This window comes from Salipiger sp. 1_MG-2023 (genome assembly GCF_030547555.1).
Lineage (GTDB): Bacteria > Pseudomonadota > Alphaproteobacteria > Rhodobacterales > Rhodobacteraceae > Salipiger.
This window is the reverse complement of record NZ_JAUOQN010000008.1, coordinates 31,395-54,619: the sequence shown is the minus strand read 5'-3', so window position 1 is coordinate 54,619 and position 23,225 is coordinate 31,395. Positions and strand designations below refer to the sequence as shown.

Here is a 23,225-nt window from a genome sequence, read left to right as displayed (position 1 = left end):
CTGCTCTCCCCTTGCGGGCTTCTCCGCCTGCCTGCAAAAAGTCTATATTTATCGAACCCTCAAGGGAAGGCAGAGCGATGCAGACGCTGTGGACAAATGCACAGGTGGTGACCGGGAAAGACGGCGTCACCGCCGAGCCGCTCGACGTGGTGACCGAAAACGGGCGCATCACTGCTGTCGGCTCCGGCCTCCGGGCGGGCCACGTCGTCGATTGCGGCGGCGCGCTGATGACGCCGGGGCTGGTGGATTGCCACACCCATATCATCCATGGCGGCGACAGGGCGCGCGAATTCGAACTGCGGCTCGAAGGCGCAAGCTATGAAAAAATCGCGCGCGAGGGCGGCGGCATCGCCTCGACCGTCGCCGCGACGCGGGCGCTGAGCGAGGATGATCTGCTAGCGCAGGCCCTGCCCCGGCTCGATGCGCTGCTGGCCGAGGGCGTCACCACCATCGAGGTGAAATCCGGCTACGGGCTTGAGATCGAAACCGAATTGCGGATGCTGCGCGCCGCCCGCCGCCTTGCGATCGAGCGCCGGGTGCGGGTGGTGACCACGTGGCTTGCTGCCCACGCCCTGCCCGCTGGCACCACCGATCGCGCCGCCTATATCGATGACATCTGCATCGAAGGGCTGAACCGCGCCCATGCAGACGGGCTGGTCGACGCGGTGGACGGGTTCTGCGAAAGCATCGCGTTCAGCACCGAAGAGCTGGAGCCGCTGTTCGAGCGCGCCGCCGATCTGGGCCTGCCGGTCAAGCTTCATGCCGAGCAGCTGTCGCGTCAGGGCGGCTGCCGGATGGCAGCGCGGCACGGGGCGCTGTCGGTGGATCATGTCGAATACGCCGCCGGGCCTGACGCCAGCGCGCTGGCCAAGGCTGGCACCGTCGCGGTGCTGCTGCCCGGCGCCTTCTACATGCTGCGCGAAACCCGCCTGCCCCCGGTGCAGGCCTTCCGCGAGGCGGGGGTGCCGATGGCGCTGGCCACCGATTGCAACCCCGGCACCTCGCCGCTGACCTCGCTGTTGCTGACCATGAACATGGGCGCGACGCTGTTTCGCATGACGGTGCCGGAATGCCTCGCCGGGGTGACCAGCGTTGGCGCGCAGGCGCTGGGGCTGGCGGATGTGGGGGTAATCGCGCCCGGCATGGCTGCCGATTTCTGCCTGTGGAACGCCAACAGCGCCGCGCAGCTGGTGGCGCGCATCGGATTCAACCCTTTGAAACACCGCGTCTTTGCCGGAGAGATCGCGTAATCCTGCCCCCGGCACCGTCGCGGTATCATAGGTGCCGCTCACACCGCCGCCGCGCCCCTTTGCCCTGCCCGGACTGACAGGCTGATCCGATAACCCATTCGCGCCACAAGCTGCGCCTGCCGCGTATTCCGGGATAACCGCCCGGCCTATCCCGGAGTCGGTGTAAAGCGCGCCCGCAGCCTGTGGCCGCCGCCGGGATAGACAAACCGCGCCTCTGTCACCAGATCGCCGTTCTTCCATGTGCGCCGGGTCATCACCAGCAGCGGCGCGCCGGGGGCGATGCCCAGCCGGGCGGCGGAGTCTGCGTCGGCGGCTTCGGCGGTGATCTCGTTTTCGGCCTCGGACCACGGCACATGCGCCAGAAGCCATGTGCCGGGGGGCTGATCGGCAAAGGGTTCGTCGCGCGCATCTGGCACCGCGTCCAGCGCGATGACCCGGTGTTCGAAACAGAAGGGCACGGAATCCTTGCGGTGCAGGCAGCTGAGATCGACCCCGCCATCTGTCACCCGCCGCGACAGGATCTCGTGGCTGTACCAGCCGCCCGCCGCCAGCACCTCGTCCTTGACGTTGTGAATCTCCAGCACGGCGTTCTGCGAGCGTTGCGGCAGCACCACCGACCCCGCCCGCCGCCGCCGCAGCACCAGCCCGGCGCCGGCAAGCTGGGTCATCACTTTGTTCACCGTCATCCGCGAGCAGCCATAATGCTTGGCCAGACCCAGTTCAGAGGGCACGCGATACCCCGGCGGCCAGTCACCCGACAGGATATGCGCCTCCAGATCCTCGCGGATCTGATCATGCAGCGATTTCGCTGGCTCCTCTCCCTTGGCAGAGGTCATTTCAACATGGCGGCGCCGCGATCGAGGTAGGTGTCGAGGAACTGCTCCAACCGCGGCTCGCGGGGGGCGGCGAACACCGCCTCGGGGGTGTCGTGAAACAGCAGCCGACCACCATCGAGAAACGCAATGCGGTTGCCGACCGAGGCGGCAAAGCCGATTTCATGCGTCACCACCACCATGGTCATGCCCTCGGCGGCCAGCTCGCGCATCACGCTGAGCACCTCGCCGGTGAGTTCCGGGTCCAGCGCCGAGGTCGGCTCGTCAAAGAACATGATCGTCGGGTCCAGTGCCAGCGCCCGGGCGATGGCGACGCGCTGTTGCTGGCCGCCCGACAGCTGCGCCGGGTAGTGGTGCGCGCGCTCTTTCAGACCGACCTTGTCGAGCTGTTTCATGGCGCGCTCTTCGGCTTCGGCCCGGCCCATGCCGCGCACCCGGCGCAGCGCCAGCGACACGTTCCCCAGCGCCGTCATATGCGGCCACAGGTTGAACTGCTGGAACACCATGCCGATCTTGGAGCGCACCCGGCGCAGCTCGGCAGGCGACTGGCGCTTGCGCCCCGGCCCATCGGTAAAGCCCAACGGCTCGCCCTCGATATGGATGTTGCCAGATGTGGCCTGTTCCAGAAACGCCATGCAGCGCAGCAGCGTCGATTTGCCCGAGCCCGACGGGCCGATCAGGCAGGACACCGTGCCCGGCGCCACCTCGAGCGAGATGTCACGCAGCACCTGCGTGTCACCGAACTGCTTGGAAACGTGGGAAACCTTGATGGCAGGATCGGACATGTCAGGCGCTCAACTTCGAAAGGTTGCGTTCGGCGAGGCGGCCCAGCCAATTGGCGAGCTCCACCAGCGCCCAGTAGACCAGCGCAAGGATCACCAGCGCCTCGACAAAGGCATATTGCTGCGATCCGATGGCCTGCACGGTCATGGTCATTTCGGGGACGGTGATCAGCGACAACAGCGCGGTTTCCTTGAGCAGGATCACCGCCATGTTGATCGAGGGCGGCATCACCAGCAGCGCCATTTCCGGCAGCAGGATCGCGGTGATGATCTGGTTGCGCGTCAGGCCGACGCATTCCGCGGCCTCGACATGGCCCGGCGGCACCGATTGATAGCCAGCGCGAAAGATCTCGGCGTAATAGGCGGCGCCGTAGATCGAAATGCCCAGCAGGCCAGCAACCCACGGATCCAGCCGCAGCCCAATATAGGGCCCGCCGAAATACAGCAGGAAGATCTGCACGAGGAAGGGCGTGCCGCGCAGCACCTCGATGGGCAGTTGCAGCAGAACATCGACGGGGCGCCCGCCAAAGCGGCGCAGGGTGGCGATGACAAAGCCCAGAACGGCGGCGGCCAGCGTGCCCGCAATCCAGATCAGGATGGTGACGCCCAGCCCCGACAGGATCTGCGGCAGCTTGGCAAGGATGACGGCGAAATCAAAGCTCATCGGCTGGGCAATCCGGGCAGGGCGTTTTCCGCGCGCCGCCCGATCCAGGCGACGACGAGGTTGATGGCGAGGTAGATCAGACCAGCAGATGCAAAGATCGGCAGCGGCTGGTAGGTCGAGGCGCTCAGGTTCTGCGCCATCTTGGTCAGCTCGATCAGTCCGACCACAGACACCAGCGACGAGGCCTTGAGGATCAGGATCGCCTCGTTCACCAGCGCCGGGAAGGTCACGCGCAGCGCGATGGGGGTGCGGATCCAGATAAAGCTCTGCACCTTGGTGAACCCGGCCATTTCGGCGGATTCGATCAGGCCGGGGGCGACGCCCTCAAAGCCGCCGCGCAGGTTCTCCGCCTGATAGGCGGCGGTGCACAGCGACAGACCGATGATGGCGGTGGCAAGGCTGGGCAGGGTGATGCCGATGACCGGCAGCAGGTTGAAGATCAGCAAAAGCTGCACCAGCAGCGGCACGCCGCGAAAGAAGCTGATGAACACCCCCGCTCCGGCATAGGCCGCCCGGTTGCCCGACATGCGCAATCCCGACAGGATGATCGCCATGACCAGCCCCAGCAGGATCGATACCGCGCTGACGAAGATCGTCATCAACGACGCCTCGAGCAGCAGTGAAAACAGTTTCCAGGTCATGCGCGGCCTTGGTCAGGCTGGGCGGCACAAAGCCGCCCGCGGTTGGTCAGCACGGACGGCGCAGGGCCACCCCCGGTTGGTCAGGCGGGGCGACGCAGGGCCGCCCCGGTTGGTCTTAGATGTTGGGCTCGGTGATGTAGTCGGGCATGTCGAAGGTGGTGCCGAACCACTTTTCCTGAAGCTCAGCCATGCGGCCATCGGCCTTCATGGCCAGCAGGATCTCGTCGATCTTGTCCATCAGCGTGGCGTATTCCGGCTCGATCCGGCCCGGGTAGCCGAAATAGGTCGGCGTGCCGAAGGCGGGCTTCACGACCTTGAACACTTCGGGGCGCTGGCTGGCGACAAAGGCGATGTTGGGCAGCGAGTTGGCGACCGCCTCGATGCGACCCGACGCGATGTCGGCGTAGCTTTCGTTGAACGAGACGTATTCGCTGATGCTGGTGGGCGGGGTGTCGAGCGTTGCGGCAAATTCCTGAAGCTGGGCCAGCTGCGCGGTGCCGGTCGCGCCGCCGATCGCCTTGCCGGCGATGTCTTCGGGGGTTTCGATGTCGCATTTGGCACAGGCAAGCAGCGCCACGGTGGCCTCGGCGATCGGCGAGGAGAAGCGGTAGCGCTTCATGCGCTCGGCGGTGATGGTGGCGGGGCCAGCGACCACGTCGAAACGGCCCGCCTCGAGGCCGGGCAGAACGCCGGTCCAGTCAAGGGTGATCCATTCGATCTCGACGCCCATGTCCTTGCCGATCTCGGTGAACACATCCATGTTCAGGCCGGTGTGGGTGCCCGCATCGATGAAATCGAAGGGGGCGAAGGCGGTCTCGGTGCCGACCTTCATCACGCCAGCGGCCATGACGTCATCAAGCGCGTCGGCATGGGCCATGACGGCCGAGGCACACAGCGCCGCGGCGGCGAAAAGATGTTTGCGCATGGTGGTGAAACTCCCTGTTCGGCCCATCTGCGGGGGCCTTGCGTTGGTCGATGTTCCTGTCCTGCCTCAGGCGGGCAGGTTCATATGCCTATACAAATGGAACAACGACAAAGGGACAGAAAAACAAACACGCTGAGCCGGGATTTTGAAGCAAGACCGGGCGAATGCCTATATTTTAAGCAGATACAAAGGGCTTCCACAACCTCTGACTGTGGCGCGATGCGACATCAAGGAGTCTCTGCGATAAAATCTGCGCGCCCGCTTATCGGGCCGCGCAGGATGCCCCGCGCGGCCCGGATCGTCACGATGCGTCCGAGCGGATGTTGACCGTCTGGGTGCTGCCATCCTTGGCCTCGCCCAGAAAGATGGTCTGATGCGGGAAGGGAATCTCGATGTTGCGCGCGTCGAACACCTCTTTGAGCACGCCATTATAGGCGCGGCCCACGCCCCACTGGCTGCCCGGAACGCATTTGATCCGGGTGCGCACCACCACCGCGCTGTCGCCAAAGGCGTTGATCCCGAACCATTCAAGATCGCCCATGATGTTGGCCGCCTGATCGGGATCGGCGCGCAGCTGCTCGAACGCGTCCAGCATCGCCTGTTTCACATCCGAGATGTTCTCGCGATAGGCCACACCCATATCGCAGACCGCATAGCCGAATTCGCGCACATAGTTGGTGACCATGTCGACCGAGCTGAACGGGATCAGGTGATAGGCCCCCGAAACATCGCGCAGACCCACCGAGCGGATCGTCAGCTTTTCAACCACACCCGAGGTCGAATTCAGGTTCACCACGTCGCCGACATTCATCGCGTTTTCAAGCTGGATGAACACGCCGGTGATAATGTCCTGCACCAGCTTTTGCGCGCCAAAGCCGATGGCGAGGCCAAGCACCCCGGCGGATGCCAGCAGCGGCGCGATGTCCAGCCCGATCTCTGACAGCACGAACATCAGCGTGATGATCACCAGCGCGATGGTCGCCGCGTTGCGCAGCAGCGACAACAGGGTCTTTTCCCGCGCCGTCGCCACCGAGCCGTATTCCGGGTTCATCCGGTAATCCACCCAGGAGGTCAGCGCCACCCAGATGCCGAAGGCCACCACCAGAACCGCCGCCACGCTGAACAGCGTGCCGGTCAGCTCGACGCCGATCCGGCTGGCCATCCATGCGTGCAGATCGATCAGGCTGATGGCATCCAGTGCAAAGGCCACAACCGCAACGAAGATCACAAAGCGCAGCACGAACAGCGCCTTGGGCACAAAGGTGTTGAGCCGCCGTTGCAGCAGCGGCATGCGGGCGTTGATGGTCTCGGGCAGTTGCACGCCGTTGATCATCACCCGCGTCATCGCTCCCGACAGCGCGATGCCCGCGATCACCACCAGCAGCACCTGACCCGAATTGAGCAGCGAGGTAAAGGCCACGTCTCCGGGCTGTACCAGCACCAGCACCAGCATCACCGCAAGATACATCAGCGCCGGCCAGTGCCAGTGTCGCGCCAGCGTCTGGAAGGCGCCGCGTTTCTGCGCCGGTTCGACCGTGCCCATGGTGTATTCATCCGGGGCGGTGTTTTCCGGCTGCGCTTCGGCCTGTTCCAGCCGCGCTTCCTGCACGATGTCTTCGGGGCGACGGCCGCCGCGTTGCAGCCAGTCGGCCACCGGCTGGCGGTTGCGCAGCACCAGCCAGATTGCAAACCCCACCACGATCAGCGCCACCAGCGCCGACACCGCGCGCCCGGCCGCGTAATTCACGCTGGCATTGACGATCGGCACCGCCAGCAGCTGCCCGTAGCCGACCAGCCCCACCATGAAATTCAGCCGCCGCGCCAGATATTTCGCGGCCCCGTTCGACACCGGCATCACCCGCAGGTTGCCCGCCGCCGGGCTGAGGATCAGCCGCACCACGACCTTGCACATCTCGACCAGCAGGAAGGCGTTGAGATAGAGCGTCTGGCGGATGCCGATCTCGCCAAATCCGCCGATGAACATGGTGGCGATCAGGTAACCCGCCGCCCAGCTGATCACCACGATGGACGCATCGATCAGCGCCGTTGTCAGGAACAGCAGCACGGTGCGCACCGCGCCTGCCGCCTCGGCGCGCGCGCCCAACCTTGCATAGATGCGCTTGCCGATCCGCCGTAGCACAAGGAAGATCGCCACCGTCACCACGATGATCAGGCCCAGCTGTTCCAGCGCCTCGATCAGCACGCCGATCTCGCCGCCCTGAAGGCCGTCGAACACCGCTGGCGCCCTTGCGATCTGATCCCACGCGGTGCTGAGCCCCGCCGCGATGTCCTGCGCCACGGTCTGGGTAATTTCGGCGATGCGGCGGCTGAGGGAGGTGCCTTCCGCTGGCTCGCTCTGCCCGGCGGCATCGGCCAGCGCGTCGACCACCTGATCATCGACCGGCTCGGCGGCGGTGGTTGCCGCCTTCAGCTCGTCGATCAGCGCGGCGCGGCTGTCGTCGTTTTCGATCACCTCAAGCAGCAGCTCGAGGCTGCTTTGCGTCGGCGTTTCGGACGCCGTGTCCTGCGCAGCAGCAAGGCTTGGAGAGAGGATGCCAAGCATCAGGCTGGCAAGGATCAGCAGGCTCGCGATCCAGGTTTTCACTGTCGTCATATCGTCCCGTCGGGTCTGGTTTCAGTCGTGCGTCAAGCGCCGTTCGCGCTCGATTTAGCCCATGCGCCAGCTGAAACCAGCCCCAACGTGATATTCCCGGCTCAGTGCAGCTCGACCACCGCCTCGACCTCGACCAGCGCACATTCAGGCAGCGACGAGACGTTGACGGCGGTGCGCGCGTGACGGCCCGCCTCGCCGTAAAGATCCATGAACAGCTGCGAGGCGCCGTTGACGATCGCCGGGCCTTGGCCGAAATCCGGGGTGGCAGCGACATAGCCGTTGAGCTTGACCACCTGCGCCACCGAGGACAGCGAACCGGTGACCGCCTTGATGTTATAGAGCAGGTTCAGCGCGCACATGCGGGCGGCAGCAAAGCCTTCGTCGAGATCAAAGCCGGGCGCGGCCGGGCCGAAATACTTCGGCACGCCTTCCCATTCACAGATATGGCCCGACACGAACAGCGTCTTGCCCGTCACCTTGCCCGGCAGATACAGCGCCCGCGACGGCGCAGAGGGCGGCAGGGCAAGGCCCAGTTCGGTCAGTTTGGCTTCGATGGGGCAAGTCATGCCGCGTCCTTTTGCAAAGTAAGTGCGAGTTTGATGAGCGAAAGATCGGAGCCGCGCGGCCCGATGAGCGACACCCCCCAAGGCGCGCCGTCCAGCGTGCCCGCCGGCCACACCACCTGCGGCAAGCCCGCCAGCCCGGCCACGCAGAGCATACGCTGCGAGACATGGCGGAAACCGTCGAACACCTCGGTCGGGGCGTCGGGGAAGAATGCGACGTCATGCACCACCGGCGCGATCAGCACGCCGCCATCCATCACCCCCGTGACATGTTCGGCAAAGGCGGCGCGCTTGAGTTCCGCCTCGGCGATGGCAGCGTCGCTCAACGCCTCGGCCCCGGCGGCGCGCCCGTCGATGCCGCGCACCAGCGGCATGCCCGATTGGCGGATGAACGGCACGATATGGCGTTTCGCATCGCCGCCCATCGAGGTCAGGAAGGTTTCATAGGCCGCATCCATGCCCTCGGGGTACAGATCCACCTCGCGCGCCTCGACGTCAAAAGCGGCGAGGGTTGCGGCGCGCTGCGCCTCGCCCAAATGGGCGAACATCTCACGCGATTTCAGCAGCTTGGGGGCATCGGGCAGCGGCGCTGTGTCGGCCAACAGAACCGACATGGCGCGCAGCAAGGTGGCGCCGTCGCGGGCGAACAGCCCGCAGGTGTCATAGCTCGGCGCCAGCGGCATCACGCCCTCCAACGAGATCAGCCCATGCGTGGGACGGATGCCCCATGTGCCGCAGAACGCCGCCGGGGCGCGCACCGATCCGCCGGTATCCGAACCCACGGTGATATCCGCCAGCCCCCCGGCGCAGGCCGCCCCCGAGCCCGAAGACGAGCCGCCCGGAATCCGCCCCGGCGCATTGGGGTTCACCGGCATGCCGAAATGCGCGTTCATGCCATACATCGACCAAGCCAGCTCGTCGGTGTGCAGCTTGCCGTTGAACGCCGCGCCCGCATCCAGCAGCGCCTGAATGGCCGGGGCGGTGGTGGTCTTGATATCCGACATCGCCAGTTTCAGCGGGCAGCCGCAGCCGGTGCGATAGCCCGCCACATCGTAGATATCCTTGACGCCAAGGGTCAGCCCGGCCAGCGGGCCGTCGGGCGCGCTGGCCACCGGCACCGCCGGATAGGGCATGTAGCAATGATAGGGGTCGTGGTCGATCAGCATGGGTTATTCCGCTGCAATGGGTTCGTTGGCGCGCAAACAGGCGACGCGGCGGCGCGGGCCCGGTTCGAACACCGGGGGCAGCGCGGCGCGGCATTCGGGCATGGCCACCGGGCAGCGCGGCGCAAAGGCGCAGCTGTCGGGCTTGCTCTCCAGCGCCGGGGGCGCGCCGGGAATGGCGTTGAGCCGCGCGCCGCGCGCGACGTCATGCAGGTTGGCCGCCAGCAGCCCCTGCGTATAGGGGTGGCGCGGGTCGCGGATGATCTCGCGGGTGGTGCCTTCTTCGGCGATCTGCCCGGCATACATCACCGCGACGCGTTCGGAGATTTCCACCGCCACGCCGATGTCATGGGTGACAAAGATGACCCCCATGCCGAACTCTTTCTGCAACTCGCGCAGCAGCAGCAGGATCTGAATCTGCACCGTGGCATCGAGCGCCGTGGTCGGCTCGTCCGCCAGCAGCAGCTTGGGCTTGCAGGCCAGCGCCAGCGCGATCATCACCCGCTGGCGCATGCCGCCCGACAATTCGTGCGGGTAGTTGTGCAGCCGCCGGTTGGCCGAGGGAATGCGCACCCGGTCAAGCATATCAAGCGCCGTCGCCATGGCGTTGGCCTTGTCGATGCCCTTGTGGCGCATCACCGATTCCGCGATCTGGTGGCCGACGGTATAAACCGGGTCCAGCGCCAGCGCCGGTTCCTGAAACACCATCGACACCTCGCCGCCGCGGTATTTCTGCAGCGCCTTGCCCTTGAGCCCCAGCACATCGGTGCCGTTGACATGCACCTGCCCGTCGATCTGCGTGCGCTTGGGCGGCAGCAGCCCCAGCAACGCCTTGAGCGTCACCGATTTGCCCGAGCCGGATTCACCAAGCAGCGCCAGCGTCTCGCCCTGCTCCATGCTCAGCGAGACATTGTTGATGGCATGCACCGTGCGCTTGCCGGAGAATTTCACCGACAGGTTGCTGATATCGAGAAGTTTCATTCGCCGTCCTCGGGTTTGGGGGCGGTCCAGAAGGTGTCGCGCTTGCAGCTCTTGGAAAAGATCATGCCGGAATCCCCTGCCCTGCCTGCGGATGCCCCGATGCGGAATCATACAGATGGCAGGCCACCTGATGCGCCTGATTGCGGGCCAGCCCGGCCAGCGCCGGCACCTTGGCCTTGCACACATCGGAGGCAAAGCGGCAGCGGGTGTGGAACCGGCAGCCCTTGGGCGGATCGATCGGGTTGGGCGGATCGCCCGCCAGCGGCGGGGTCTGGGTGCGGTTGTCCGGGTCCATCGAGGGCATCGCGGAAAACAGCGAGCGGGTGTAGGGATGCGCCTGTTCCTGCCAGATGCTGTCGACGGGGGCGATTTCCACCACCTCGCCCAGATACATCACCAGAATCCGGTCCGAGATATAGCGCACCACGTTCAGATCGTGGCTGATGAAGATATAGGTCAGCCCGAATTCGGCGCGCAGATCCGACAGCAGGTTCAGCACCTGCGCCTCGACCGATTTGTCCAGCGCCGACACCGCCTCGTCAAGCACCACAAGCCGCGGCGACATCGCCAGCGCGCGGGCGATGTTGACCCGCTGGCGCTGCCCGCCCGACAATTCATGCGGATAGCGATGGGCAAAGCGATTGGGGTCGAGCCCGACGCGATCCATCATCTTGCGCGCCAGCCCGTCGGGGTCTTCCAGCCCCTGCACCCGCGCGCCGAACGCCACCGAGGCAAGGATGGTCATGCGCGGGTTCAGCGTGGCATAGCTGTCCTGAAACACCATCTGCACGCTGCGGCGCAGATCCTTCAAAGACAGCCGCTCGCCAAGCGCGTGGCCGTCGAAGATGATCTCGCCCGCGTCCTTTTCCGTCAGGCCGATCAGCAGCTTGGCGGTGGTGGATTTGCCGCAGCCGGATTCGCCGACGATGCCCAGCGTCTCGCCCTTGGCGACGGCAAAGCTGACGCCATCGACCGCCTGCACCTGCGCCTGCGTGCGGCCAAGGATGCCGCCGCGCACCGGGAAATACTTGCGCAGATGGTTGACGGTCAGCAGCGGTTGCGCCGGGCCGCCGGTATCGATGGTGGGGGTATAATCAGTCACGGACATTCATCGCGCTCCTCAGACCGTCGGACAGCAGGTTCAGGCACAGCGAGGTGATGAAGATCATCACGCCGGGCAGCGCCGACAGCCACGGGTTGACGTAGATCGCCGATCGCAGCGTGTTGAGCATCAGCCCCCATTCCGGTTCGGGCGGGCGCACGCCGATGCCCAGAAAGGACAGACCGGCGGCAAGGATCATGCACACGCTGGTCAGCGAGGTGGCATAGACAAAGATCGGCGAGAGCACGTTGCCGATCACATGCACCCGGATCACCGTCAGCGCATTGGCCCCGGTGGCCCGCGCCGCGTCGATGTAATCAAGCGCGCGCACGCCCGAGGTCACCGCCTCGGCGACGCGGGTGATCGGCGGGATGAACACGATGGTCAACGAGACCAGCGAATTGACGATCCCCGCCCCCAGCGCGCCGCTGATCGCGATGGCCAGCAGCACCGAGGGAAAGGCAAAGAACACATCGACCGTGCGCATGATGATGGTGTTGACGAAGCCGCCGACATAGCCCGCCACCACACCAAGCGCACCGCCGATGAAAAACGCCAGCACCACCGGCGTCAGCCCGATGAACAGCGTCAGCCGCCCGCCATAGATCAGCCGGGCCAGCATGTCGCGGCCCTGCTCGTCGGTGCCAAGGATATGGCCCTCGGTGCCGATGGGCTTGAGCCTCGCGATCATCGAACCCTTGTAGGGATCGGCCAGGCCCAGCCAGGGCGCGAACACCGCCGACAGGATCAACAGCGCCACGACGCCAAGGCAGATCATCGTCAGCGGATCGCGCAGCAGCCGCGCGCCGACCCCGGACCAATAGCCCTGCGGGCTGGCGACGGGCGCCGGTTCGGCGGCGATCTCGACGGGAGTTTCGGAAAGGGCCATGGTTCAGGTCCTTTGAATGCGGGGGTCGATGGCGGCCTGCGCCACGTCGACAATCAGGTTCATCGCGACAAAGAACAGCGCCAGCACAAGGATCGTGCCTTGCAGCAGCGGCAGGTCGCGCTGGAAGATGGCGTTCGACAGCAGGAAGCCGGAACCGGGCCAGTTGAACACCGTCTCGATCAGGATCGAGCCGCCGAGCAGATAGCCCAGCTGCAAGCCCATGACGCTGAGCGCGGTGGCGGCGGCGTTGCGCGCCACATGGCGCAGCACGTCGACGCGGCTCATGCCCTTGGCATAAAGCGCCTGCACGAAATCCTGCGTCAGGATGTCTCCGGCGAGGGCGCGCACGGTGCGCGACACGATGCCGATGGGCACCACCGCCAGCGTCACGGCGGGCAGCACGAGGTGGCGCATGTGCAGCCAGTCCCATTCCCACGCCGACGAGCCGCCCGGCCCCGCGCCCATGGAGGGCAACCAGCCAAGGTTGACCGAAAAGATGATGACCAGAACGATGCCCAGCCAGTAATTGGGCACCGACACGCCCATGATCGACACCGCCGTCACCGCGCGGTCGATCCATGTGCCCTGAAAATACCCGGCGAGGAAGCCAAGGAAGATGCCGATGGGAAAGGCGATGACCGCGGCGCTTACCGCCAGCAGCAGCGAATTCTTCACCGCGCCGAACACCTCGGCGGCGACGGGCCGCCCGGTGGCGATGGATTTGCCCATGTCGCCCTGCACGAGGTTGCCGATCCAGATGGCGTATTGCACGGGCAGCGGCTTATCGAGCCCGTAGGCGGCGCGCATCGCCGCCTGTTCGTCGGCGGTGGCGTCGACCGGCATGATCGCGGTCAGCGGATCGCCCGGCGCGATCTGCACCAGCAGGAAACAGATGACCGAGACCCCGAAGGCCACCGGCAGCACCAGAATGAGGCGGCGGATGAGATAGCTGAGCATAGGATACCTTGCGTGTTGCGGCCCCGCCCGAACGACGGAGCCGCGAAAGGACGGCCCCCCGCAGGGGGCCGCGCCGGGATCATTCCTCGATCGTGATGCCCGAGAAGTTCTGATACCAGTTCTGCGCCTGCACGAAGCCCTTGACCTTGGGGGCCATGGCGCGCGGGGCGACATCATGCGTCACGAAGAGGAACAGCGCTTCGTTGACGAACTTCTCGTGAGTCTTTTGCAGAACCTTCTCCTGCTCGACCGGATCGAAGGTGGTCTTGATCTCGTCGAACAGCGCCTGCATTTCCGGGTCGGAATAATGGCCCCAGTTGGTGCCGTTGGGCGCGATCAGGTTCTCGTCGAGGTGACGGATCAGGCCGGTGAACGGGTCCTGAATGAAGTAGGTGAAGTTGATCGACTGCGCACCCTCGACAGAGGCATCCGCCGCGCCGGCACGCCACAGGTTGATCATCTGGTTCCACTCGACGACCATGAACTCGACGTCGATCCAGATTTCCGCAAGGCTCTGCTGGATGAATTCGTTCATCGGCAGCGGCAGCATCTGCCCCGAGCCCGACGGCGAGATCAGCGCCTTGACGGTCAGGTGGTTGTCGGGGCCATAGCCGGCCTCGGTCATCAGGGCCTTGGCGGCCTCGAGATCATAGGACGGGTCGAATTCGGGATTGCCGAACCAGTTCGACGACGGCGGCAGGAAGCCCTTGGCCGGGATCATCAGACCACCGAGCAGCGGCATCATGCCTTCGCGGTCGATCGCCATGTTGGCGGCCTTGCGCACGTTGATGTCATTCCAGGGCGAGCCTTCGAGGCGCGACAGATGCCATGTCCAGTTGTGCGGATAGGCGTTCGAAGAGATGACGAAACCGTTGCCTTCCATCGCGGGGATGGTGTCGGGGGCGGGGGCCTCGATCCAGTCGACCTGACCCGACAGCAGCGCGGCGGCGCGGGCGTTCGGCTCGGGCAGCGGCATCAGGATCATTTCATCCAGCTGCGGGATGCGGGTATCGTCCCAGTAGTTTTCGTTGGGAACCAGAACGGCGCGCTCGCGCGGCACGAATTCGGTCAGCTTCCACGGGCCGGTGCCCGACGGCGCCGCCGCGACCTTTTCCCAATCCTTGTCCATGGCTTCCCAGTTGGCCTCGGACGACATCAGGATCCATGCCAGCTGGTAGGGCAGCGTGGCGTCCGGTTCCTTGGTGGTGATGACCAGCGTGTAATCATCCACCGCCTCATAGGACGCGACGGCGGGGATGCGCGATTTGCCCTGCGCGGCCTGACGGCTGTCGTATTGTTCGGAGCTGTCGACCAGCAGCTTGTCGAAGTTCCACACCGCGACCTGCGCCGTGAAGGGCGAGCCGTCGTGGAAGGTCACGCCTTCCCGGATCTTGAAGGTCCAGGTCAGCTCGTCTTCGCCGACCGACCATTCCGTGGCAAGGCCGGGGATCAGGGTCGAGGCCTTGTCGGCGCTGGTCAGGTCCCATTCGATCAGCGAGTCATAGACCGTATAGCCCATGAAGCGCATGCCTTCGCCGCCCTGATCGGTCTGGCCGGTGGTCAGGGGGATATCGGCGGCGGTCATGCCGATGCGCAAAGTGCCCTGCGCCTGGGCCAGGGTGCCACAGGCCATGACGGCTGCGGTCGCGAGGATACTGATCCCTCGGGTGAATCTGGACATAGTCATCTCCGTGTCGGGCCAACCTGTTATTACGATTGGCTTTTTATCCGGCCCCGGCGTTTGCCGCGAGGCGCTGGCGGATATGTGGCCCGCCATGACTTTCCGGCACCAGACCAGAGTCGTGTCACCCCGGCGGCGACGGGGTGCGCCGTGGGCGTATGACTATTTTTTCATCGAAACTGAAACGTTTGCATACGAATTATGCAAAAACGGGAGGCTTCAGTCTTGCACCTGCGTCCACAGCGCCTCGACGGCGGCGCGGATCGGCGCGACCAGCGGAATTGGCGAATGCGCCGCCAGCCGCTCGGCCGCCTCGCCCAGCGGGCCGCCGCCGATGATCGCCGCCTGCGCCCCTGCCCGCGCCGCCGCCGCGATGCCATCGAGCAGCGCCGCGTCGAGCGCGCCCGCGTCCTGCATCAGCGCCAGCGGATCGCCCTGCGTCAGGAAACAGCCGACATAGTCCCCCATCAGCGCGTCGATCTGGGTCTTCAGTCCCGGTGTCGTGGTCACCACCGCAAAGCGGCGCCCGCCCTGCCCCGCCGCTGCCGCCGCCGCCTGCCCGATGCCAACCACCGGGCAGTCCAGCCGCGCCGCCAGCGCACCCCGGCCCGGATCGCCAAAGGCCGATACGATGACCCCGCGCGCGCCCGGCAGATCCGCCGCCGCAACCAGCGCCCCTGCCCGCTCCAGCGCCGGGGCGTCGATGATCATTCCCGGCCCCGAGGGCGCGGTCCAGCCCACCAGCTGCGGCAGCACCCGCCGCGCGATGCCCAGCATGGCCTGCGTCGTGCCCGCGTTGCTGTTGGGGTTCATCAGATACAGCGTCATGCCAGCCTCCGCGCGGCGAGTTTCGGGGCGCGGACCAAGGCCGATCCGCGTTTAATGCGACAGCGCCGCGCGCGGGAACAGGCTGCGCGCCAGCGCCCCCACCAGCGCCGTCACCTCGTCCTGCGCCTGCTCTTGGGTCTTCTTGCCCCGCAGCAGACGCCCCAGCGCCGAGCCGCGGGTTTGCGACGCATCCGCCAGCAGCATCAGCGCCATTTCGTGCAACCGGTGGCGCAGCGCCTCGCCCGCGTCGGCATCCAGCCGGGGATACAGCGGCATCGGCACCGGCACCCGCGAGATCATCTCTTTGAGCACCGCCCCATGGCGGCTGTCTTCGGCGCGGGTCAGGCAGATATCGACCAGCCCCGCCATCTCGGTCTGAAACAGCGCCCGGCCAAGGCTGCCAACCTGTTCCGAATAGCCGGTGCGCCGGGTCAGGCGCAGCTCTTCGGCGGCAGGATCGTCTTCGATTTGCAGCCCGTCAAGCTCCAGCGTCGAGCGGGCGCTATCGCCGAACAGATCGCGCACCCCCGCCGCCTCGCAGAACAGCACAAGTTGCAGCACATCCCCCGCGTCAAGCTCGCAGGCGATCCGCCTGATGCCGCGACCGGCTCCGGATATGGCCAGCGATAGACGCGCCGAGCCGTCGTCGCGCGGCTCCATGACAAAAATGCGATGACTCATATGCGCGAGGTAATCGCATCCCCGCGCGGGGGCAAGATCACGCCGCGTCGGCTGCGCCAGGTCTTGCCAAAACGTGACCGGCGGCGGAACCGGATCAACCGTCAGAGCGTTGGCGATGAAACCCACAGGATGGACTGATGAATGAGCTGCGGTATCGTGCAATGACAGGCAATCTCACCGGGGCAAGCGTGCTGATCCTTGAGGATGAAGCGATCATCAGTTTTGATCTGGAACTGACGGCGCAGGACATGGGCGCGGCCCGCACCGTCTGCGCCTTTTCGCTCCGCGAAGCGCAGGCCGCCATGCAGGCCGAACGGTTCGACGCGGCCATCCTTGACGTCAACCTGCCCGACGGCAGCTCCGAACGGCTGGCCTTGCAACTTGCTCAGGCCGGAACGCTGGTGATCTTTCATACCGGCCATGGCGAGCGCGAGACCCTGTGCAGCCAATGCCCCTCTGCCGGGTTTGTCGCCAAGCCGAGCAGCCCGCAGCAGATCGCCGACGAGCTGGGACGCATGCGCGCCGCCACGGCGGATTAGGGGCTTTCGCCGGGCCGCGCGGGTGCCCATATAGCCGGCAGGAGGGTCCGAAACATGGGCTATATCAAGACAACGATCCTGATGGCGGCGATGACCGCGCTGTTTATGGGGGTGGGTTATCTGCTGGGCGGCGCGGGCGGTGCGCTGATCGCGCTGATCGTCGCGGCGGCGATGAACCTGTTCGCGTGGTGGGGATCGGCGGGCATGGTGCTGCGGATGCACAACGCCCGTCCGGTGCCGCGCCGCGATCCGTCCGGGCTGTCGGACATGGTGGCCGATCTGTCGCAGCGCGCCGGGCTGCCGATGCCGCAGGTCTATATCATCGAACAGGCCCAGCCCAACGCCTTTGCCACCGGGCGCGGCCCGTCGGATGCCGCCGTGGCGGTGACCACCGGGCTGATGCAGCAGCTGAGCCGCGAGGAACTGGCCGGGGTGATCGCCCACGAGCTGGCGCATATCCGCAACCGCGACACGCTGATCATGACCATCACTGCGACCTTTGCCGGTGCCATCACCATGCTGGCCAATTTCGGCATGTTCTTTGGCGGGCGGCGCGAGGGCGTCGGCATCATCGGCTCGATCGCGATGATGCTGCTTGCGCCGATGGCGGCGGGCCTCGTGCAGATGGCGATCTCGCGCACCCGCGAATATGCCGCCGACAAGGCCGGGGCCGAGATCTGTGGCCATCCGCTGTGGCTGGCCTCGGCGCTGGCGCGGATTCAGGCCGGGGCGTCGCGCATCGACAACCACGCCGCCGAGGCCAATCCGGCAACGGCGCATATGTTCATCATCAACCCGCTGCACGCCCATGCCCGCGACAGCCTGTTCGCCACCCACCCGGCGACGGAAAACCGCATCGCCGAGCTGCGCAAGCTGGCCGGGGCGATGCCGGGGCGGGCCAGCGCGCGCCCTGCCCCGCCGCCGCCGCCACCGCGCGCGCAAGGCAAGGGCGGCCCTTGGGGCTAAAGCAGCGCTCAGCCCCCCAGATGCGGGGCGATCCGGGCCTCGATGGCGCAGACGATCCGGTCGACCGTCTGCGCGTTCGCGGCATCGGCGTGGGGCGGGGCGAAACGGCCCGCGTCATTGTCGAAATAACGCCCCGATGCGCCGGCGAAATCGTCTGACAGCGCTGCCCGGATCAGGATGTCGGCGCCGATGCCAATATCCTTGCCCGCCATGCCAAAGCCCTTGCGCACCATCTTGGTGGCCAGCAACGAGCCGGGGTTCACCGCCAAGGTGACCGGCCCGTCCGGGCCAAGCTCTGCGGCCAGCGCCTGGCTCCACATGGTCAGGGCCAGCTTGCTCTGGGCATAGGCCTCCATCGGCTCCAGCGCCCAGAGCCCCGCCAGCGCCGCCAGATCGACCGGCGCCTGCGCCGCCGAAGACAGGTGCACGATGCGCCCGCCCTGCGGGATCACCGCCAGCAGCAGCCGGGTCAGCAAGGCCGGGGCCAGCGTGTTCACCACAAAGCGGATATCCTGACCGTCCTTGGTGAGTGGATTGTCGGTTTTGAAGACACCGGCGTTGTTGATCAGCGCGTCGATGCGGGCATGTTTTGCGCACAGCTCTTGCCCAAGCCGGGCGACCTGCGACAGATCGGAGAGATCGGCCCGATAGGTCTCGACCTGCGCGGCGCCTAAGCTGCGCAAATCACCCACGAGCGCCGACAGCTTGTCGGCGTTGCGTCCGTGGATCAGCAGGTGATGGCCGCCCGCAGACAGGCGTCGGGCGGTCTCAAGGCCAAGCCCGTCGGTGGCGCCGGTGATGAGGATGGTCCTGGGCATGATGCTTCCTATCGTGCAAAGCCGGGCAGGATCTCGTCTGCAAGGCGTTTCATCGTGGTTTCAAGATCGGCGCCGTTGCACCGCAGGTCCAGCGCCACGTAGGGCGCGGCACCCGGCAGCGCATCGGCCGGCCACGGCCTTGCCCAACCGGCTGGCCCCTCTGCGCAGATCCTCAGACCCGTACCGCAGAGGATGCCAGCTTTCTTCGCTTCGGCTCGGGGTCTCAGAACCCGCTCAGCACCTGTTTGCCGATGACGCGCCCGCTTTCCTGACGGGCATGGGCGGCAAGCAAACTCGCGGCGCTCATCTGCCCGAGGCGTTCGGTCACGGTCGATTGCAGCGTGCCGTCATCAAGCATCTGCGACACCCGGTTGAGCAGGTCGCGCTGCAGCTCGATATCGGCGGTGTCGAACATCGAGCGGGTGAACATGAATTCCCAGCTGATGGTCAGGGCCTTGGGCTTGGCCGGGGCGATATCCAGCCCCTGTGGGTCGTCGATCAGCGCGATATGGCCGCGCGGCGCGATCAGATCGAGGATCGCCGGGTAATGCTGGTCGGTCGCGGTCAGCGCCGCCACGTATTCCGGCGCAAGGCCCAGATCCTTTACCTGCGCGGCCATGTCACCGCGGTGATCGATGACGTGATCGGCGCCCATCTTGCGCACCCAGTCCTGCGTTTCCGGGCGCGAGGCGGTGGCGATCACCGTCAGCTTGGTCAGCGTCTTGGCCAGCTGGATCAGGATCGATCCGACCCCGCCGGCGCCGCCGATCACCAGCAGCGATTTTCCCGCCCCGCCGCCTTCGCTCAGGCGGAAGCTGTCGAACAGCATTTCCCACGCGGTGATGGCGGTCAGCGGTATGCCTGCGGCCTCGGTGAAATCCAGCGAGGCGGGCTTGCGACCGACGATGCGCTCGTCCACCGCCTGAAACTGCGCATTCGATCCGGGGCGGGTCACGTCGCCGGCGTAAAACACCGCGTCGCCAACCTTGTAGCCGGTGACCTCGGCGCCGGTTTCCACCACGACACCAGCGGCGTCAAAGCCAAGGATATCCGGCCCGGCCTCGGGCGCGCGGTTTTCGCGCAGCTTCACATCCACCGGGTTGAGCGAGACGCCCCGGACCTCGACCAGCAGGTCACGCGGCCCGACCTCTGGCTTGGGGGTTTCGAACATGCGCAGCGCGTCGGGGGCATCCACCGGGCCGGCCACATCGTATCCAATCGCTTTCATCTTTGATCTCCATCGCATTGGCTTTGCTTGGCGCTAGAAATACCCATTGATGTCGGATATAAAACGGCGCATTTCCGCATTGAGTATTCGGGTATTGGATATAATGACATGGACACCGACAGCCTGCGCCTGTTCGTCATGGCCGCCGAGCGGCTGAATATCAGCGCCGCCGGGCGGGCGCTTGGGCTTGCGCCCGCGGTCGCCAGCGCCCGGCTTGCCAAGCTCGAACACGAGCTTGGCGCCGAGTTGCTGCACCGCACCACGCGCAGGGTGTCGCTGTCGCTCGAAGGGTCGGATTTCCTGCCCTATGCCCGCGAGATCCTCGCGCAGGCCGAGGCCGCCCGCATCGCGCTTGGCGGATCGAGCGCCGGGCCGCGCGGCACCCTGCGCTTTGCCGCGCCCAGCAGCTTTGCCCAGCTGCACATCATGCCGCTGCTGCCAGAACTCCACGCCGCCTATCCCGATCTGACGCTGGATCTGCGCTTGTCGGACACACGGTTCGACGCCATCGAAGGCAGCTTCGATCTTGCGCTGCGCAGCGCGCCGCTGGCCGACAGCAGCCTCAAGGGGCGCAAGCTGGCCGATGACACACGCATCCTGTGCGCCGCGCCCGCCTATCTTGATGCGCATGGAACGCCCGCGCAGCCAGCGGATCTGGCCGGGCACAGTTTCATTGCATGGAACAGCCTTGCGCCGCGCGAACTGGTCAACGCCGCCGGGGAAACCGCCCGGCTAAGCCCCGAGGCGATGCGCTGCCGCACCATCGTCGACGATGGCGATGCGCAACGCGAGGCGACGATTGCCGGGGCCGGGCTGTCGATCAATTCGCTGTGGAGCGTCGCCCATGAGCTTGGCGCAGGCCGCTTGCGGCGGGTGCTGCCCGGCTGGCGTTCGAACGATTTCTCGGTGCTGTGGCTGGTCTATCCACGTTCCAACGTGCTGACCCCGAAAACCCGGATCTTCATGGATTTCCTGATCGAGCGGCTTGGCAATCGCGACGCATGGCGGGGCTGAGCGGCGCCAGCGGGCAAGACCTGCGGGCGCCCGGACTCAGCCGTCATAGGCGTAGCCGACGCCATAGACCGACCGGATCGGCTCCCAGTCGGTGGTGGCATGGATCTTGCGGCGGATATTGCGGATATGGCTGTCGATGGTCCGGTCGAACACCTCGGTGTCGTCGGGAAACGCGAGGGTCAGCAGTTGATCGCGCGAAAACACCCGCCCCGGACGGGCGGCCAAGGCGGCCAGAAGCGAGAATTCCCGCCGCGTCAGGGCAAGATCGACCCCGTCGAGCGTCACCCGCCAAGCGTCTGGGTCGATCTGCAGCCGCGCCGCCGGTTCGGGCTTTGCCGTTCCCCCGCCCACAGGCCGCCGCCGCAGCACGGCGCGCACCCGCGCCACCAGCTCGCGCGGGGAATAGGGTTTGCAGACATAATCATCCGCCCCCAGTTCAAGCCCGAGAAGACGGTCGATTTCTTCGACCCGCGCGGTTGTGATGATGATCGGAACGTCCGAACGCTGGCGCAACTGGCGACAGATGCTCAGCCCGTCCACACGCGGTAGCATCAGATCGAGGATGACAAGGTCATGCGGCGTGCCAAGGGCGGTTTCCACCGCATGAGAGCCTTCGGTCAGCAGGTCCACCGCCATGCCGTCGCGCAGCAGGTAGTCGCGCAGCACCGAGGCAAGCGCCATCTCGTCCTCGACGATCAGAATGCGCGGCTTGATCATGATTGCGTCTCCGGCAGGGTAAAGGTCACGTTCAGCCCGCCCAGATCCGACGCGGCGGCGGCAATACTGCCGGCATGGGCCTCGATGATCGCCTTGCTGACGCTCAGGCCAAGGCCCGAGCCGCCAAGCGCGCGCGAGCGCGAGCCTTCGGCCCGGAAGAACCGCTCGAACAGCCGTGGCAGCACGTCATCCGGCGGGGCGGGCGCCGTGTCGTCGATAGACACCTGCGCGAGCCCATCGCCGCGCCGGATCGTCAGCCGCACCGTGCCGGGGGCATCGGTATAGCGCGCGGCGTTCTGCAACAGGTTATCGAACACCTGCGCGATCCGCAGCCGGTCGCAGGACACGCCCAGCCCGTCGGGGAAGGCGCAGACGATGTCGATGCCAGCGCCCCTCAGGGCCGGGCGCGCGACCTCGACCGCCTCGGCGGCGATCTGCACCAGATCATGGCGGGTCAGATCGGCGACGAATTCTGCCTCGCGCGCATAGGTCAGGATCTTGAGATCCTGCACGAGGCGCGAAAGCCGCATCTGCGCCGCGTGCATTTCGGCCAGCGTTTCCGGGTCGGCCCGGCGCACGCCATCCTGCAAGGCCTCGATCTGTGCGCGCAGCACCGAGAGCGGGGTTTGCAGCTCGTGGGTGGTGTTGGAAATCCATTCGCGTTCGGCCTGCGAGGTTCGCGCCAGCGTTTCGGCCAGCGTGTTGAAATGCCCGATCAGATCGCCCAGCTCGTCGCTGCGATCCAGATCGATCCTTTCGCTGTAATCGCCCGATGCAAGGCTCTTTGCCCCCGCTTCCAGCCGCTTGATCGGGAGCAGAACCTGCCGGGCGATCACAAACGCCGCCGCGCCGGAAATCAGCAATGCGACCAGCGCGGAAAACGCCAGCGAGGCATATTGCCCGCGCAGGAAGAAGGCATCGCTGGCGCTGTCCGAAAGCGACGCCGCGTTCAGGCGCAGATAGCCAAGCGGGCGTTCAGTGCCGCAGTCGCCATCGAAACAAATCGGGCGCTGCTCATACCGCTCGGTGCGCGGCGGCGCCCCGGCAAGCGGCGCACCGGACGGGTCGAGCAGGACCAGTCGGTCGTTGATCAACAGCGGATCGCCAGCGGCCTCTCGCGGACCTGCCCCGCCGGCCGGAGAGAAATGGCTGCGCACGAATTCATGCCACGCCCGCGGGTCATGCGCCAGATCCGGCCAGCCCGGCCTGCCCGGATCGAAGGCAAGAGCCAATTCGTCCACCAGCCGGTCGAACCGGGCCAGTTCGCCGCGCAGCAGATATTGCGAGAATCCGTCCCGCATCGACAGGGCCACCAACAGCGACATGGTCCCGATCACCAGCGCCGCGGTGACAGCTATGGCGAGGAATATCTTTGTGGTCAGTGACATA

Annotated in this window: 23 protein-coding genes; 4 read left to right on the top strand and 19 right to left on the bottom strand. The window is 66.0% G+C overall.

What is annotated here, in order from left to right; genetic code table 11:
* Positions 1-77: 77 nt before the first annotated feature.
* The gene (hutI, locus tag Q4543_RS06125) at positions 78-1,250 is read left to right on the top strand and encodes an imidazolonepropionase (RefSeq protein ID WP_303436903.1); all 1,173 of its coding nucleotides are present in this window, start codon (positions 78-80) and stop codon (positions 1,248-1,250) included.
* A gap of 146 nt (positions 1,251-1,396) precedes the next feature.
* Here the strand turns inward: hutI and Q4543_RS06120 are convergent, their stop codons facing one another.
* The 15 genes from Q4543_RS06120 to Q4543_RS06050 all read right to left on the bottom strand — a co-directional run bounded on the left by Q4543_RS06120 (position 1,397) and on the right by Q4543_RS06050 (position 16,554).
* The gene (locus tag Q4543_RS06120; protein ID WP_303436902.1) at positions 1,397-2,086 is read right to left on the bottom strand and encodes a UTRA domain-containing protein; all 690 of its coding nucleotides are present in this window, start codon (positions 2,084-2,086) and stop codon (positions 1,397-1,399) included.
* On the bottom strand, positions 2,083-2,868 hold the full coding sequence (locus tag Q4543_RS06115) for an amino acid ABC transporter ATP-binding protein (protein WP_303436900.1): 786 nt from the start codon (positions 2,866-2,868) through the stop codon (positions 2,083-2,085). Before Q4543_RS06115 ends, Q4543_RS06120 begins: the two co-directional genes overlap by 4 nt.
* Position 2,869: 1 nt before the next feature.
* The gene (locus Q4543_RS06110; protein ID WP_216003748.1) at positions 2,870-3,529 is read right to left on the bottom strand and encodes an amino acid ABC transporter permease; all 660 of its coding nucleotides are present in this window, start codon (positions 3,527-3,529) and stop codon (positions 2,870-2,872) included.
* Positions 3,526-4,170, bottom strand: coding sequence for an amino acid ABC transporter permease (locus Q4543_RS06105; protein ID WP_303436899.1), 645 nt, complete (start codon positions 4,168-4,170; stop codon positions 3,526-3,528). The genes Q4543_RS06110 and Q4543_RS06105 overlap by 4 nt, the downstream gene beginning before the upstream one ends.
* A gap of 115 nt (positions 4,171-4,285) precedes the next feature.
* A complete protein-coding gene (locus Q4543_RS06100; RefSeq protein ID WP_303436898.1) occupies positions 4,286-5,095 on the bottom strand; it encodes a transporter substrate-binding domain-containing protein in 810 nt (269 codons plus the stop codon).
* Between the two features lie 301 nt (positions 5,096-5,396).
* Positions 5,397-7,709, bottom strand: a complete 2,313-nt coding sequence (locus tag Q4543_RS06095) for a mechanosensitive ion channel domain-containing protein (RefSeq protein WP_303436897.1) — start codon at positions 7,707-7,709, stop codon at positions 5,397-5,399.
* A gap of 101 nt (positions 7,710-7,810) precedes the next feature.
* On the bottom strand, positions 7,811-8,275 hold the full coding sequence (locus tag Q4543_RS06090) for a RidA family protein (RefSeq protein ID WP_216003744.1): 465 nt from the start codon (positions 8,273-8,275) through the stop codon (positions 7,811-7,813).
* Positions 8,272-9,438, bottom strand: coding sequence for an amidase (locus Q4543_RS06085; RefSeq protein ID WP_303436896.1), 1,167 nt, complete (start codon positions 9,436-9,438; stop codon positions 8,272-8,274). The genes Q4543_RS06090 and Q4543_RS06085 overlap by 4 nt, the downstream gene beginning before the upstream one ends.
* Positions 9,439-9,441: 3 nt before the next feature.
* Positions 9,442-10,416 (bottom strand): ABC transporter ATP-binding protein, encoded by a 975-nt coding sequence (locus Q4543_RS06080; protein ID WP_216003742.1) that lies wholly within the window; start codon positions 10,414-10,416, stop codon positions 9,442-9,444.
* Between the two features lie 61 nt (positions 10,417-10,477).
* Positions 10,478-11,524: an ABC transporter ATP-binding protein gene (locus tag Q4543_RS06075; RefSeq protein ID WP_303436894.1), complete on the bottom strand. Its 1,047-nt coding sequence runs from the start codon at positions 11,522-11,524 to the stop codon at positions 10,478-10,480.
* Complete coding sequence (locus Q4543_RS06070) at positions 11,511-12,407, bottom strand: ABC transporter permease (RefSeq protein WP_216003740.1); 897 nt, start codon at positions 12,405-12,407, stop codon at positions 11,511-11,513. Before Q4543_RS06070 ends, Q4543_RS06075 begins: the two co-directional genes overlap by 14 nt.
* 3 nt (positions 12,408-12,410) lie before the next feature.
* Entirely contained in the window at positions 12,411-13,364 is a 954-nt protein-coding gene (locus Q4543_RS06065; protein WP_216003739.1) for an ABC transporter permease, read from the bottom strand.
* 79 nt (positions 13,365-13,443) lie between these two features.
* On the bottom strand, positions 13,444-15,045 hold the full coding sequence (locus Q4543_RS06060) for an ABC transporter substrate-binding protein (RefSeq protein WP_303436893.1): 1,602 nt from the start codon (positions 15,043-15,045) through the stop codon (positions 13,444-13,446).
* A 219-nt stretch (positions 15,046-15,264) separates the two neighbouring features.
* Complete coding sequence (locus Q4543_RS06055; protein ID WP_303436891.1) at positions 15,265-15,873, bottom strand: aspartate/glutamate racemase family protein; 609 nt, start codon at positions 15,871-15,873, stop codon at positions 15,265-15,267.
* Positions 15,874-15,924: 51 nt separating this feature from the next.
* Positions 15,925-16,554, bottom strand: a complete 630-nt coding sequence (locus tag Q4543_RS06050) for a hypothetical protein (RefSeq protein ID WP_216003737.1) — start codon at positions 16,552-16,554, stop codon at positions 15,925-15,927.
* Positions 16,555-16,691: 137 nt separating this feature from the next.
* Here Q4543_RS06050 and Q4543_RS06045 point away from each other — a divergent pair, with 137 nt between their 5' ends.
* Both Q4543_RS06045 and htpX read left to right on the top strand, forming a co-directional pair.
* Complete coding sequence (locus Q4543_RS06045) at positions 16,692-17,093, top strand: response regulator (RefSeq protein WP_303436890.1); 402 nt, start codon at positions 16,692-16,694, stop codon at positions 17,091-17,093.
* Between the two features lie 54 nt (positions 17,094-17,147).
* Positions 17,148-18,059 (top strand): zinc metalloprotease HtpX, encoded by a 912-nt coding sequence (htpX, locus tag Q4543_RS06040; protein WP_303436889.1) that lies wholly within the window; start codon positions 17,148-17,150, stop codon positions 18,057-18,059.
* A gap of 8 nt (positions 18,060-18,067) precedes the next feature.
* Here htpX and Q4543_RS06035 read toward each other — a convergent pair whose 3' ends face one another.
* Together Q4543_RS06035 and Q4543_RS06030 are read right to left on the bottom strand one after the other, a co-directional pair.
* Positions 18,068-18,877, bottom strand: a complete 810-nt coding sequence (locus Q4543_RS06035) for an SDR family NAD(P)-dependent oxidoreductase (RefSeq protein WP_303436888.1) — start codon at positions 18,875-18,877, stop codon at positions 18,068-18,070.
* A 223-nt stretch (positions 18,878-19,100) separates the two neighbouring features.
* On the bottom strand, positions 19,101-20,105 hold the full coding sequence (locus Q4543_RS06030; RefSeq protein ID WP_303436887.1) for a zinc-binding alcohol dehydrogenase family protein: 1,005 nt from the start codon (positions 20,103-20,105) through the stop codon (positions 19,101-19,103).
* A gap of 108 nt (positions 20,106-20,213) precedes the next feature.
* Here Q4543_RS06030 and Q4543_RS06025 point away from each other — a divergent pair, with 108 nt between their 5' ends.
* Entirely contained in the window at positions 20,214-21,119 is a 906-nt protein-coding gene (locus tag Q4543_RS06025; RefSeq protein WP_303436886.1) for a LysR family transcriptional regulator, read from the top strand.
* A gap of 36 nt (positions 21,120-21,155) precedes the next feature.
* Here Q4543_RS06025 and Q4543_RS06020 read toward each other — a convergent pair whose 3' ends face one another.
* Both Q4543_RS06020 and Q4543_RS06015 read right to left on the bottom strand, forming a co-directional pair.
* Positions 21,156-21,836 carry a response regulator gene (locus Q4543_RS06020; protein WP_303436884.1) on the bottom strand — a complete coding sequence of 227 codons (681 nt, stop codon included), beginning with the start codon at positions 21,834-21,836 and terminating at the stop codon, positions 21,156-21,158.
* Positions 21,833-23,224 (bottom strand): ATP-binding protein, encoded by a 1,392-nt coding sequence (locus Q4543_RS06015; RefSeq protein WP_303436883.1) that lies wholly within the window; start codon positions 23,222-23,224, stop codon positions 21,833-21,835. Before Q4543_RS06015 ends, Q4543_RS06020 begins: the two co-directional genes overlap by 4 nt.
* Between the last annotated feature and the right edge of the window lies 1 nt (position 23,225).

Bases quoted from the DNA above. Each gene is read 5' to 3' on its own strand.
- hutI (WP_303436903.1), top strand. From the start codon at position 78: ATGCAGACGCTGTGGACAAATGCACAGGTGGTGACCGGGAAAGACGGC.
- Q4543_RS06120 (WP_303436902.1), bottom strand. From the start codon at position 2,086: ATGACCTCTGCCAAGGGAGAGGAGCCAGCGAAATCGCTGCATGATCAG.
- Q4543_RS06115 (WP_303436900.1), bottom strand. From the start codon at position 2,868: ATGTCCGATCCTGCCATCAAGGTTTCCCACGTTTCCAAGCAGTTCGGT.
- Q4543_RS06110 (WP_216003748.1), bottom strand. From the start codon at position 3,529: ATGAGCTTTGATTTCGCCGTCATCCTTGCCAAGCTGCCGCAGATCCTG.
- Q4543_RS06105 (WP_303436899.1), bottom strand. From the start codon at position 4,170: ATGACCTGGAAACTGTTTTCACTGCTGCTCGAGGCGTCGTTGATGACG.
- Q4543_RS06100 (WP_303436898.1), bottom strand. From the start codon at position 5,095: ATGCGCAAACATCTTTTCGCCGCCGCGGCGCTGTGTGCCTCGGCCGTC.
- Q4543_RS06095 (WP_303436897.1), bottom strand. From the start codon at position 7,709: ATGACGACAGTGAAAACCTGGATCGCGAGCCTGCTGATCCTTGCCAGC.
- Q4543_RS06090 (WP_216003744.1), bottom strand. From the start codon at position 8,275: ATGACTTGCCCCATCGAAGCCAAACTGACCGAACTGGGCCTTGCCCTG.
- Q4543_RS06085 (WP_303436896.1), bottom strand. From the start codon at position 9,438: ATGCTGATCGACCACGACCCCTATCATTGCTACATGCCCTATCCGGCG.
- Q4543_RS06080 (WP_216003742.1), bottom strand. From the start codon at position 10,416: ATGAAACTTCTCGATATCAGCAACCTGTCGGTGAAATTCTCCGGCAAG.
- Q4543_RS06075 (WP_303436894.1), bottom strand. From the start codon at position 11,524: ATGTCCGTGACTGATTATACCCCCACCATCGATACCGGCGGCCCGGCG.
- Q4543_RS06070 (WP_216003740.1), bottom strand. From the start codon at position 12,407: ATGGCCCTTTCCGAAACTCCCGTCGAGATCGCCGCCGAACCGGCGCCC.
- Q4543_RS06065 (WP_216003739.1), bottom strand. From the start codon at position 13,364: ATGCTCAGCTATCTCATCCGCCGCCTCATTCTGGTGCTGCCGGTGGCC.
- Q4543_RS06060 (WP_303436893.1), bottom strand. From the start codon at position 15,045: ATGTCCAGATTCACCCGAGGGATCAGTATCCTCGCGACCGCAGCCGTC.
- Q4543_RS06055 (WP_303436891.1), bottom strand. From the start codon at position 15,873: ATGACGCTGTATCTGATGAACCCCAACAGCAACGCGGGCACGACGCAG.
- Q4543_RS06050 (WP_216003737.1), bottom strand. From the start codon at position 16,554: ATGAGTCATCGCATTTTTGTCATGGAGCCGCGCGACGACGGCTCGGCG.
- Q4543_RS06045 (WP_303436890.1), top strand. From the start codon at position 16,692: ATGAATGAGCTGCGGTATCGTGCAATGACAGGCAATCTCACCGGGGCA.
- htpX (WP_303436889.1), top strand. From the start codon at position 17,148: ATGGGCTATATCAAGACAACGATCCTGATGGCGGCGATGACCGCGCTG.
- Q4543_RS06035 (WP_303436888.1), bottom strand. From the start codon at position 18,877: ATGCCCAGGACCATCCTCATCACCGGCGCCACCGACGGGCTTGGCCTT.
- Q4543_RS06030 (WP_303436887.1), bottom strand. From the start codon at position 20,105: ATGAAAGCGATTGGATACGATGTGGCCGGCCCGGTGGATGCCCCCGAC.
- Q4543_RS06025 (WP_303436886.1), top strand. From the start codon at position 20,214: ATGGACACCGACAGCCTGCGCCTGTTCGTCATGGCCGCCGAGCGGCTG.
- Q4543_RS06020 (WP_303436884.1), bottom strand. From the start codon at position 21,836: ATGATCAAGCCGCGCATTCTGATCGTCGAGGACGAGATGGCGCTTGCC.
- Q4543_RS06015 (WP_303436883.1), bottom strand. From the start codon at position 23,224: ATGTCACTGACCACAAAGATATTCCTCGCCATAGCTGTCACCGCGGCG.